The 12,403-nt window shown below is 39.3% G+C and carries 12 protein-coding genes; 10 read left to right on the top strand and 2 right to left on the bottom strand.

Translation table 11 applies throughout. The features are described from left to right. Window positions 1-16 precede the first annotated feature (16 nt). Window positions 17-1,174 (top strand): MFS transporter, encoded by a 1,158-nt coding sequence (locus JJ692_RS15125; protein WP_206533916.1) that lies wholly within the window; start codon window positions 17-19, stop codon window positions 1,172-1,174. A 110-nt stretch (window positions 1,175-1,284) separates the two neighbouring features. On the opposite strand, the gene lpdA is transcribed toward JJ692_RS15125, so the two are convergent. Beyond that, on the bottom strand, window positions 1,285-2,679 hold the full coding sequence (gene lpdA / locus JJ692_RS15120) for a dihydrolipoyl dehydrogenase (protein ID WP_206533915.1): 1,395 nt from the start codon (window positions 2,677-2,679) through the stop codon (window positions 1,285-1,287). A gap of 186 nt (window positions 2,680-2,865) precedes the next feature. Here lpdA and JJ692_RS15115 point away from each other — a divergent pair, with 186 nt between their 5' ends. The 4 genes from JJ692_RS15115 (at window position 2,866) to JJ692_RS15100 (ending at window position 5,969) form a co-directional block, all read left to right on the top strand. Then, a complete protein-coding gene (locus tag JJ692_RS15115; protein ID WP_206533914.1) occupies window positions 2,866-3,435 on the top strand; it encodes a TetR/AcrR family transcriptional regulator in 570 nt (189 codons plus the stop codon). A 31-nt stretch (window positions 3,436-3,466) separates the two neighbouring features. After that, window positions 3,467-3,886 carry a GNAT family N-acetyltransferase gene (locus tag JJ692_RS15110; protein WP_206533913.1) on the top strand — a complete coding sequence of 140 codons (420 nt, stop codon included), beginning with the start codon at window positions 3,467-3,469 and terminating at the stop codon, window positions 3,884-3,886. A 129-nt stretch (window positions 3,887-4,015) separates the two neighbouring features. Beyond that, a complete protein-coding gene (locus tag JJ692_RS15105; RefSeq protein WP_044334601.1) occupies window positions 4,016-5,149 on the top strand; it encodes a Rap family tetratricopeptide repeat protein in 1,134 nt (377 codons plus the stop codon). Window positions 5,150-5,519: 370 nt separating this feature from the next. Beyond that, window positions 5,520-5,969 (top strand): AraC family transcriptional regulator, encoded by a 450-nt coding sequence (locus JJ692_RS15100; protein WP_206533912.1) that lies wholly within the window; start codon window positions 5,520-5,522, stop codon window positions 5,967-5,969. Window positions 5,970-6,002: 33 nt separating this feature from the next. On the opposite strand, the gene JJ692_RS15095 is transcribed toward JJ692_RS15100, so the two are convergent. Beyond that, on the bottom strand, window positions 6,003-6,371 hold the full coding sequence (locus tag JJ692_RS15095; protein WP_133743922.1) for a YunG family protein: 369 nt from the start codon (window positions 6,369-6,371) through the stop codon (window positions 6,003-6,005). Between the two features lie 140 nt (window positions 6,372-6,511). On the opposite strand from JJ692_RS15095, the gene JJ692_RS15090 reads away from it, so the two are divergent. From JJ692_RS15090 to hag (JJ692_RS15070), 5 genes are all read left to right on the top strand, one after another. Next, complete coding sequence (locus JJ692_RS15090) at window positions 6,512-7,123, top strand: hypothetical protein (RefSeq protein ID WP_073204831.1); 612 nt, start codon at window positions 6,512-6,514, stop codon at window positions 7,121-7,123. 172 nt (window positions 7,124-7,295) lie between these two features. Further along, window positions 7,296-8,477: an alanine racemase gene (gene alr, locus JJ692_RS15085; protein ID WP_073204833.1), complete on the top strand. Its 1,182-nt coding sequence runs from the start codon at window positions 7,296-7,298 to the stop codon at window positions 8,475-8,477. A 118-nt stretch (window positions 8,478-8,595) separates the two neighbouring features. Then, window positions 8,596-10,125 (top strand): Kelch repeat-containing protein, encoded by a 1,530-nt coding sequence (locus JJ692_RS15080; RefSeq protein ID WP_073204834.1) that lies wholly within the window; start codon window positions 8,596-8,598, stop codon window positions 10,123-10,125. A 231-nt stretch (window positions 10,126-10,356) separates the two neighbouring features. Next, window positions 10,357-11,292, top strand: coding sequence for a flagellin Hag (hag, locus tag JJ692_RS15075; RefSeq protein WP_048238583.1), 936 nt, complete (start codon window positions 10,357-10,359; stop codon window positions 11,290-11,292). A gap of 287 nt (window positions 11,293-11,579) precedes the next feature. Further along, the gene (hag, locus tag JJ692_RS15070) at window positions 11,580-12,401 is read left to right on the top strand and encodes a flagellin Hag (RefSeq protein WP_073204837.1); all 822 of its coding nucleotides are present in this window, start codon (window positions 11,580-11,582) and stop codon (window positions 12,399-12,401) included. The last annotated feature ends 2 nt before the right edge of the window (window positions 12,402-12,403 follow it).

Genomic DNA, 12,403 nt, shown 5'->3' with positions numbered 1-12,403 from the left:
AGAAAGAAGGGTATTGATGAAAAAAATATATTATTTAGCCGCTTTATTTTTAGCGGCATTAAACTTACGTCCGATCATTACTTCCGTAGCTTCCATGATGAGCATGATCCAATCGGAGCTTGGCGTAAACGCACTGACAGCAAGTCTTTTGACCACTTTGCCTGTTCTTTGTATGGGAATATTTGCTCCTGTTGCGACGATACTCAGCCGGCGTTTTGGTTTAGAAAGAACGCTGTTTTTCTCAATTCTGCTTATCACGATTGCCACCGCACTGCGTGGTACAAGCCAATCGGTTGCTATCCTGCTCATGACTGCGTTTGCAGGAGGTGTTGGGATTAGCTTCGCGGGTCCTTTATTGTCTAGCTTTATTAAAAAATATTTCCCGAGAAATCCTGGTATCGTCAGTGTGTATTCAATTTCGATGACGATAGGTGCAGCGCTCGCTTCCGGCTTTACCATTCCAATTTATTTACGCAGTCAACATCACCTTACGTTTGCCTTGTCCTGCTGGGCTCTCCTAGGGGTGATTGCCCTTATTCTATGGATAGGTTTAGTTCGCAAAAATGAGCAGAGTGATCATGTAACCTTGCCGTTAAAATTGCCGCTGAGAAATAAAAAGGCCATTCAATTCACCTTGTTCTTTGGTTTTATGTCCAGTATGTTTTATTCTTTGACGGCATGGATTTCACCCATTGCTCTTAGCTTTGGAAACAGTCCGCAATATGCTGCCATGCTATTGACCATATTTACACTCATTCAGATACCGGTGGCACTACTCGTTCCAGCGGTCGTTACTCGATTAGGAAAACCGAAATTATTTCTCATCTTATGCAGTCTGTCTGAACTCATTGGGCTTATCATTCTTCTTCTGCCAATGCCGATCTTGCCAGCCGTCATTTTCCTAGGTATGGGTGCAGGTGGATTATTTCCTTTAGCGCTTATGCTCCCGATTATGGAGACGAGTACTCCGGAGGAAGCTGGGACCTGGTCCGCGATGTCGCAGATGGGCGGGTACATCGTGGGTGGATTCGGTCCGTTTTTCATAGGTTTGGTTTTCGATCTAAGCGGACATTTTTATGCTTCCATTGTGGCAATGCTTGTCATCGTCATGCTGATGATTGGCGTTCAGTTATCCATGAATCTCGGTAAAAAACGCGAAGTGGGATCCAATTAAAGATCAATTGATCGGCTCTTTTATATAATTGCACAATGGAAATCGCCATAGCCTATTCCTAAATAAATAGGCTATGGCGATTATTTTTCTAGAAGCTGCACTTGAACCATTTATCGTGCAAGATATTTTTCAACTTTACGGGTGGCCATTTCTGCAGCTTCCATGATCATTTCACCTAATGTTGGGTGAGGATGAATCGTCATTGCTAAATCTTCTGCTGTAGCGCCAATTTCTATAGAGAGTGCTAGTTCTGATATAAGAGTAGATGCTTCAGCACCTACGATTTGTGCCCCTAGAATAAGACCAGATTCAGCATGGGCTACAATCTTTACAAAACCTTCTGGTTCTTTTAATGCAAGCGCTCGGCCATTAATGGAGAACATTGTTTTCCCAATGACAGTCGGAATGGAATGTTGCTTGCAATCTGTTTCACTTAGTCCAACACTCGCCAATTCTGGACTTGAAAAAACAACAAGTGGGATTGCTTTATAATCTATAATAGAAGGTTTACCAGCGATTGCCTCTGCTGCAACCTTCGCTTCATAGGAAGCTTTATGAGCGAGAGCAGGACCCTCGGTGATATCACCAATCGCATATATGTGCGGGATGGATGTTCTGCATTGTTCATCAATTTCAATACGTCCGTGAGGGGGAATAGACAACCCGATAGAATCAAGACCTAATGTTCCATCTGTATTCGGTTTTCTTCCGACAGTAATTAGGGCATATTCCGCTTTCACCGTGTAGCTTTCTTTCTGTTTCTCATAATGAAGATCAATTCCGCTCATATGCTGCTCGGCATCTGTGACGTTTGCTCCTGTAATCAGCGTGATGTTATCTTCTTTCAATTGACGAACGACAGGCGAGACAAGTTCACTTTCAAAGCCAGGCAATACTTGATTGCCACCTTCCAAGATGGTGACTTTTGTTCCAAATCTTGCAAACATCTGCCCTAGTTCAACACCAATATACCCGCCCCCAACTACGACAAGGCTTTTAGGGGTCTCGGGAAGGGAGAGTGCTTCAGTTGAAGACAATATACGACCTCCGAAAGGGAGTGATTTAATTTCAATTGGACGGGAGCCGGTTGCTAGTATAAGGTGTTTGAAGTTGATTCGCTTCTCACCTTTTGCAGAATGTTGAATGACCGCTGTATGCTGATCGATCAAGCTGGCCTCGCCTTCCAGTATGGTAACTCCCGCTGACTTTAACAAAAATTGTACGCCTCCCGCTTGTTTTTCCACAACAGCTTTTTTGAACGCTTGAGCTTCCTTGAAAGAGCCGCCTTCTTGAAAACCACCCCATTGTGTGCGGAGTTTGAACCGCTCTGCTTCTGCTATTAGCGCCTTAGAAGGGATACAGCCTACATGGGTGCATACTCCACCTAACTGATCACGCTCTACAATCGCTGTCTTCATGCCGAGATGAGCTGAACGTAATGCAGCCACGTAGCCTCCCGGACCTGATCCAATTACTAATGTATCTACTGTTTCTAAATGAATCATTTCTTGCACCTCCGCTTTTAAAATATGATGATCATAATATATTATAGTCATCATATTTTGGAGAAGTCAATTCCATTTGAGTGAGGAAAGATGGTTTCCAGTCAATTGACACATGATAATATGATGAATATAATATTTTGATAAATACACTTAGAAAGAGTTAAAGTGAAGGAGGGGAGTGAGAAAATGCCTTATCCGAAAGGTCATAAGTCAAAAGTGAGAGAGCAAATCATTGCAAGTGCTGCACGAGCATTTCGAACAAATGGCATTCGTAATATTAGTTTGCCATTTATTATGAAAGGGGCAGGTCTAACTCATGGAGGGTTTTATGCTCACTTTAAGAACAAGGATCAGTTGGTCATAGAGACTTTTCATTTTGCTATTAATGATACGATCAAGCTGCTGCAAAGTGTTGCAGACAAGAAAGCAGACCAGCCTCGAATTCAGACGATCATTGAATTTTATTTAAGTTCCGTTCACCGTGATCAGACGGAGGTCGGCTGTATACTGCCTGCGCTGGCAGGAGAAATTCCTCAATTATCGCAAGAGGTACGGAAAGCTTATACCGATGAACTGAAACGATTTATGGAGTTTATAGCTGATGCTGGTAATATAGATCTCTCTACGAGTTACGCACTAGTAAGCAGCATGATTGGTACAATCGCTCTTGCACGCGCTGTCAATGATTCGCAGTTCAGTGATCAATTGTTACTGGCAGGTATAATACAGGCAAAACGCGTTCTAGAGGCGAATTAACATTCAAATAAAAAACATAGGGGATGTTGCGATGTTGATTAGAGAAGCGAGCATAGAAGATTATCCAGAATTAAGACAAATCTATTTAGAATCCCGACGCCAGAGCTTTCACTGGCTCAATCCAGAAGACCTCAATCTGCAAGATTTTGATCAAGATACGCAGGAAGAGCAAATTTTCTTAGTTGAAGAGAACAATAAAATCCTTGGATTCATTTCTCTATATGTACCAGATCGTTTTATTCACCTCTTGTTTGTACATCCAGAAGCTGCTGGTCAAGGGGCAGGAGATCTGCTGCTCAAACAAGCGATAAAAGTTTTGGGAACACCGGTCACCCTCAAATGCGTCTCCGAAAATCACAAAGCTTTATCTTTTTATCAAAAAAGAGGGTGGAAGGCTGTTGTAGAAGAAGGAGAACCTGGGGCGGAATACTGGGTGCTTATTTATGAATAGAAGTCTTTTTATCTTATCATTCACACGGCCCTTTATAGGGCTTTTTTGCGGTTTCTTTTCGGTGTCGAATGGTTCATAAAATGATAATATATGTCATTATAGGGAAAATAGAGGAAGGGGTAAGGGCTGATGGAGAAAGTGCTTTCTTCTCACGTCGGTTTGAAAATCAATGAATGGTATTATCATATTCAAAGATTTAACGTACCGGACGCCGAAGCATATAAAGAGGAAATCAAATCAATGCTTGATCATATGGAAGAAAATCAAGATTTATTATTGTATTTCTCACTCATGGAGTTCAGACATAAATTAATGCTTGATTACTTGAATCCTTTAGAAAATGGGAAAGAGCGGGCCAACTTCAAGGAGCTCGCAATGAAGATCAAAAGGGACCAAGAGAAATTAACAGGATTACTCGAGTATTACTTCAATTTTTTCTACGGCATGTATGAATTTGAAAACTATGAATACCTAAATGCGATTACCTTCTATAAACGGGCAGAAAAAAAGCTGTCTCTTGTCAGTGACGATATTGAACGGGCCGAGTTCAATTACAAGATGGCTGAAATCTATTACCACATGAAACAAACCCACATGTCCATGCACCATATCGCGCAGGCGATACAATGTTATCGAGAAAAAGATACATACACTGTAAGAGAAATACAATGTTCCTTTGTGATCGGATTAAACTATATAGATATGGGCTGCCCCGAAAAAGCAATACCCCATTTTCAACACGCACTAGAAAAAGCCGCCGACACCTCAACAAAACGATTAAAAGGATCAGCACTCTATAATTTAGGGTTGAGTTATTTTCATAACAATAACCTTTCAATGGCAATTAAATATTTTAATGAATCTATTCATTCGTTTAAAGAACAGGGATATGAGCATTTAAACAAAATCCTTGATCCGCTGGTCATGTTGACAAAATCATACTTTAAAGATAATCAGAGTGATTTAGGTTTATATGCATTAAACTATGGGATCGAGTTAGCTGAAAAATTAAAGGATGATATTTTTATAAATACATTCATTATGTTGAAATCACTATATATAGATAACAATGTGAATCGTATAACAGAGTCAATGGCTTATTTGGAATCAAAGTCTTTTTTTGCAAATCTTGAAGATTTAGCGAAAGATGCAGCGAAGCATTATAATAAAGCAGGAGATATAGAACGCTCAAACGAATTTTACGAGAAGATTCTATATTTCCAACACCAAATTAAAAGGGGAGACTGTCTTTATGAAATTTAAGTCAGTAGCAACCGTATTTATAATTGTCAGTGTGTTAGGTGCTTTTAGCTATGTTTCGTCAAACGATATCCATAATGAAGCCCAAAGAGGACATACATCTAGTATCGGTTATTTTGCTTAAACTAAAAGAGCCTTTATAATGGCTTTTTTGGTTTTCAATGTGCTAAGCCTTAAAAAAATGAATCGTAATAGAAAGGGAGCGGCCGTTGTCCGTTCTTTTTTGTTTTAAAGATTCAAATCTTGAAAAATATGTATTTTCCATCATACATTACATTATTTTTAATATCCTACTGCATTATATTTTAAAGGATGTTACCGTTGGTTGTAAGGAATGATTGGCCAGTCTTCCAATAAAAATTGGAGGGAAATCATGAATTGCAAAATTGAAATGTTAATGAATATGAAAATGGTGTATATGAGAAATATCGGATCATATGTCAGCAAAGAGAACTTTGAGATGATGAAGAGATTTAAGAAATGGATCAAACAACATCATTTAAATGATGAATTAAAGGAATATGGTATATATGGTGTTCCTCAAGATGATCCTGAAAAAATTCCATTAGAAAGATGCAGATATGACCTTATGCTTATGACAAATAGAGATTTTTCAAAAGATCAAATGGTTCAGACTGGTCATTTTGAAGGAGGAAAGTATGCTGTGTTTACGGTGACACATACAACTGAAAAAGTGAATTTGTTTTGGAGCCAATTGCCTCAAATGATCCAAAACAATCAATTGAACATGCGTCAGGAACCTATCATAGAGCGATATAGAGAAGAAGAAGGCGTGTGTGAGTTCTTACTACCTATCTTTTAAACACTTTATCGAACTGCAATGAAAACAGACCTCTTATGGTCTGTTTTCATGATAATATATGTTTAAATATTCTACGACTCGCTCCTTTAAATAACGATACTGATCCTCATTCGTATCTTGAAATGCTTCTTCTCGATTTGAAGGTACATCCATATAAACGATTTCCTCAGAGAATTGTGAAGAAGTAAAGTCGATTCTTGTTCCATTCACTACGTTGTAAAAATGCCATCCATTGGGTAATGCAGTTTTGTTTATTTTTCCGCCTAAAAGATCATGTACGACTAAAGAAGTGACGCCACATTGTCCGTTTGCCGGGTTGTCTTTACTCCATTTTGAACTAGATTGAGAAGACCATGCTTTAAAAAGAGCATCAATGATTTCGTCTGTCGTGTAGAGGTTCATCATAAAAATCCTTTCTATTTAAAAAGTGAAATGAATGTAGTATCTGTTTAGTCTATAGTAGATTTTTTTTCAATCAAAATCCAGATATACTATGGCTAAACCAATATAACAATGAAGATTCATGACAGGAGGAGCTCGGTGTGGTATTTATCATAGGTATTGTAATCGCTTATATTGTTGCTATTTTAGGCTTTACTGTTTTCGTAGATGTAGGGAATGGGTTGGGGACGGCTCTCAGCATCATCGGGGGAATGGTCATTTTATTCATAGCTGGTAGATTGCAAAGACAAAAAGAAAAGAATGATCCAAACATATTATTAGATAAAATGATGATGCTTTTTCAAGAAGACGGTTTTCAGGCTTCAACATACATCTTTTCGCAAAATGTGGATAAAGGCTTTGCGATTGATGATGTGCGAAAGGTCATGCGCTTTATTACACATCAACCTGGCAGCTCATCTCGAAAATTCAGGTTTGATGTTACTGAGCTTTCCATGAAAGAGTTGAAACAAGTTGACATGTTAGAAGATGGTGTGCCGATTGAACAATCTGTTGAGAGTGATAATAATGAAGAGATCTCGACACTTGAATTGAGATTAACTATGAATGATCAGGAATCATCAACGATCACGCTCACCTTTCTGGCTTTTGATGTGCCTGTTCGTAAGAGTGACGCCGAATATTTGACTGAACGAGAAAATCTGAAGGAGATTTATCATGAAATTGATTCAATGATGAAATCTGCGGTTTAATAAATGACTGTCCCATAAAGAAGAAATCACCATTTGAGGTGGTTTCTTTTTTATGTCCATCAAGACAAAAGCTGGTTCAATCATTGCGGTTGAATGTTTTTCTCAAAAATGAATAAAGATAGACTAGACACGAAAACGAACATTGATATCGAAATGACTGGAGGAAACATACATGCAAAAGCTTTGCAGGGAAGTCTGGATCGAGGTCAATCTTGACGCGATTAAAAGAAATATCGAAGCCATTCAAGCGCATATTCCAAGGAAAAGCAAGATCATGGCTGTCGTAAAGGCGAATGCTTATGGACACGGTTCAGTTGAAGTAGCGAGGCAGGCACTAGAAAGCGGTGCGACAGAGCTTGCGGTTGCCAGCTTGGAAGAAGGCATTGTATTGCGGAGAGCAAAAATTGAAGCACCGATTCTGGTCCTTGGATTTACCCCGCTCGACTGTGTGAAAAGGGCTGCAGCCTGGAGAATTGACCTATCCGGCCTTCGAGAAGACTGGATTGTTCAAGCAAATGAGATCTTAGAGGAAGAAGAAAGTCAGCATCGCCTTGGGATTCATGTCAATGTTGACACAGGGATGGGACGATTAGGTGTACGGACAAAGGAAGAGCTGTTAGAGGTGGTGGAGGCGCTTGAAAAGAGTGAAAACCTGAGGTGGGATGGAATATTTACGCATTTCTCCACTGCGGATGAGCCTGACCCTGATTTCACACTGCTGCAGCACAGCATTTTTATTGATTTTCTTCGTTTCTTAAAAAAACAAGGCATTACACTGCCGACAGTACATATGAACAATACAGCGGCTGCCATCGCATTTCCTGAATTTAGCGCAGATATGATTCGGCTCGGCATCGGATTATATGGACTGTACCCTTCGCAATACATTGAGAGTTTAGACGCTGTTAAGCTGGAGCCCGCTCTCAGTTTAAAAGCAAGGATTGCATTCGTGAAGGAAATGGTGACAAAGCCAAGGACCGTCAGCTATGGGGCAACCTATGTAGCAAAACCTGATGAAGTAATAGCAACCATACCAATCGGTTATGCAGATGGGTACTCACGAGCATTATCCAATCGAGGATTTATGCTTTTCCGTGGAAAACGAATGCCGATTGCTGGCCGCGTCACCATGGATATGACGATGATCAGTTTAGGAGAAATGAAAGCAAAGCAAGGCGAAGAAGTTGTTATTTACGGCCGTCAAAAGGGCGGAGAAATTTCTGTCGATGAAATCGCCGAAATGCTCAATACGATCAACTACGAAGTCATCGCCACCTTAAGCCGCCGCGTCCCAAGATTTTACCGTCGAGGCGGAAAGATTATTAAAATATCGACACCGGTGATGTATGTGTGAGGGTAAATAACAGGTGCAATTTGAGGATATTTGTTCTGGTGTACAATGATAAAAATTAAATTTTATTACAAATATGTCGATAAAAGGAGGGGTATTTAAGATTTGGAGGAATGAAATAATGAAAAAAGGTTTATTCTTAGTGCTTTTGACCATTTTTATGATGGTCACAATTCATCCGTTAAAAGCTCATGCTGCTGAAACAAATGGGTGGACGAAGCGAGCGGACTTACCGGAAGAGCGTATCGGAGCAAGTGTAGGAGTAGTTGAGGGGAAAATATATGTATTCGGTGGAGCAAGTCAGCAGTCTAAATTCAACAATTCGACATATATGTATGATCCTAAAACTGATTTGTGGTCAGAAAAAGCAAGTATGCCTAGATTAAGAACAGGAGCTGCCTACGCAACAGTAGGTAAAAAAATCTATGTTATTGGCGGTCTTACTGATACAACTAAAACAGTTCACAAAACCATCGATGTTTATGATACGGAACTAGATCAATGGACAGAAGAACCGATTCAGATGCCTGAGAAATTTATATATACATCCTATATAAATGGTTCCTTAAGAGCAGTTACAGTTGGAGAAAAAATTTTTATAGTGGCATCTTTATCAAGCTCTCAAGTAAATTTTTACTCCTATGATACGGTAAGTGGAGAGTGGGAAAGCTTAGATAATTCTCAATTAACTTCTCGTCAAGGGAGAAGTATTGCAGAGATAAATGGAAAGTTATACATTGCTGGTGGTGAGGCTAATGTTAGCCGAACGAATGATAAAGATATTTTAGAATATGATATGACGCTAGGGAAGTGGCAACGCTTAAAGGATATTCAATTAAATTCTTTTGCTTATGAAGCTGCATATGCGACATACAATCATAAATTATTTATGATTGGTGGTCAGAGAATTGGAGATAGATCGAGTAAATTATTAAAACAAGTCCAGATATTTGATCCACAAACTAGTCAAGTCCAAGATTCTTTATATGAAATCCCTGAAGGTAGAGTTGGATCTGTGGCAGTTATTGCTGATGATCAATTATATGTTATTGGTGGAAGAGATTATGCTGAATCAATTGGTAGTTATTCTGTCAAAAACAATTTTAAATCTGTAATCTCAATTTCATTAAAAGATCTTCAAAAAGTGTCTAAGGATCAGGATGAAACAAAACCAGGTGATGGAACAAGCGAAGAACCGAAAGATCAAGACGGGACAAAGCCAGATGATGGCACAACCGAAGAACCAAAAGATCAGGACGGGACAAAGCCAGGTGACGGCACAACTGAAGAACCGAAAGATCAGGACGGAACGAAGCCAGGTGACGGCACAACCGAAGAACCAAAAGATCAAGACGGAACAAAGCCAGGTGACGGCACAACCGAAGAACCAAAGGATCAAGACGGAACAAAACCTGGTGAAGAAGCAACAAAAGGTATACTTTCAATTACGATGATAAATGGGCTTCAAAAGGATTATTTGCTTTCAATGAAAGAAATCAACGATTTTTTTAACTGGTATAAAGAAAGAAGTTTTGGAATTGGGATGAATTTCTATGAAATCAATGATGAACATAATAAAGGACCTTTCACAAGTAAGAAGGATTACGTCGTGTACCAAAATATCTTAATGTTTGATATCAAACAATACTGATATTCATAAATTGTAAAGCTGCTGATAATAGATCAGCAGCTTTTATTTTGATAAAATTGTTAAAATTAGGATCAACGTCATGAAAAAAATGCGGTATTTTTTAAAAAATCTGCTAAACATCCTATAAACACATCCGATAATAGAATTGTCAGGGTTGATAAGCCCTAGAATAAAGGACTTTTTTCAGACAAGGACGTCTGTCAGGTCCCACATACATGGAGGTAATAGGAAATGAGAATTAACCACAATATCGCAGCACTTAACACATTAAACCGTTTGTCTGCAAACAACGGTGCGAGCCAAAAGAACATGGAGAAACTTTCTTCTGGTCTTAAAATCAACCGTGCAGGAGATGACGCTGCAGGTCTAGCAATCTCTGAAAAAATGCGTGGACAAATCCGCGGATTAGAAATGGCTTCTAAAAACGCACAAGACGGTATCTCTCTTATCCAAACAGCTGAAGGTGCATTGACTGAAACTCACTCAATCCTTCAACGTGTTCGTGAACTAGTTGTACAAGCTGGAAACACTGGTACACAGGATAAAACTACTGATCTTCAATCTATTCAAGATGAGATTAAAGCTCTACAAGAAGAAGTAGATGGTATCTCAAATCGTACAGAGTTTAACGGTAAGAAATTGTTAGATGGTACATTTAAAGCTCCTGCTGATCCTGCAGCACCAACTGCTACTGAGAAATCTTTAGTATTCCAAATCGGTGCTAACGCAACTCAACAAATTTCAGTTAACATTGAAAAAATGAGCACTGATGCACTTGGAGTTAAAGATCCAGCTGATACAACTGGAAGAGCAATCTTAGCTAATCAATCTGTAAAAGATATTGATGTAACTAAATTTGCTGATAATGCAGCAGATGCAACAGATGTTGGTTTTGATACTCAATTGAAAATCGTTGATGCTGCTATCAACCAAGTATCTGCTCAACGTGGTAAACTTGGAGCAGTCCAAAACCGTCTAGAGCACACAATCAACAACCTTGGTGCATCTTCTGAAAACTTAACAGCTGCTGAGTCTCGTATCCGTGACGTTGACATGGCGAAAGAAATGAGTGAGTTCACTAAGAACAACATTCTTTCTCAAGCGTCTCAAGCAATGCTTGCACAAGCGAACCAACAGCCACAAAACGTACTTCAATTACTACGTTAATGACAGGCCCCTTTATGGGGCTTTTTTTTTATGCTTTATTCTTCGCGTTTTCTCCAGTCTTATGATTCTTAAACCCCTGTTATAAATCATGAAAAATGACCTTTAAATTTGGCATACTCTAGCGAAACGATCATAGTTAATGAGACTTTATCCTTATTTATTCCTTTTTTGTTAAACATATTCCATTGAAGTTCGATAAATGGATTGTAAGGCTTACAAAAAAATTCTAATTTAGAACTTTTGGATAAGGACGTCCAATTGGTTCAAACACACGGAGGTCATTTAACATGAGAATTAACCACAATATCGCAGCACTTAACACATTGAACCGTTTGTCTGCAAACAATGGAGCAGGGCAAAAGAACATGGAAAAGCTTTCTTCTGGTCTTCGAATCAACCGTGCAGGAGATGACGCAGCAGGTCTTGCCATCTCTGAAAAAATGCGTGGACAAATCCGCGGATTAGAAATGGCTTCTAAAAACGCACAGGATGGTATTTCTCTTATTCAAACAGCTGAGGGTGCATTAACTGAAACACATGCAATTCTTCAACGTATGCGTGAATTGACAGTTCAGGCTGGTAATACAGGTACTCAGCAAACTGAAGATTTAACTGCTATTCAAGATGAGATCACCGCGCTTGTTGATGAGATCGATGGAATTTCTCAGCGCACAGCATTTAACGGAAAAAACCTTTTAGATGGTAGTGTGGAAGATGGATTTCAATTCCAAATTGGAGCGAATGTCGAACAAAATATTAAAGTGCAGATTGGCAAAATGGATGCAGAAACTTTAACTGTAAAAGATATTGTAGTTAATGAAGAAGGCTTTAACTTTGACACCGAAGTAGCAAAAATCGACGCAGCAATCGGCGCTGTATCTAAACAGCGTTCAGCTCTGGGTGCAGTCCAAAACCGTCTAGAGCACACAATCAACAACCTTGGTGCTTCTGCTGAAAACTTAACAGCTGCTGAGTCTCGTATTCGTGACGTTGACATGGCGAAGGAAATGAGTGAGTTCACAAAGAACAACATTCTTTCTCAAGCATCTCAAGCAATGTTAGCTCAAGCAAACCAGCAGCCGCAAAACGTACTTCAATTATTACGTTAATG

Origin of the sequence: Bacillus sp. 3a (genome assembly GCF_017161885.1) — a bacterium.
Classification (GTDB): Bacteria; Bacillota; Bacilli; order Bacillales; family Bacillaceae; genus Bacillus; species Bacillus safensis.
Note: the sequence above shows the minus strand (reverse complement) of the source record. Positions and strands in the feature narration are given on the sequence as shown.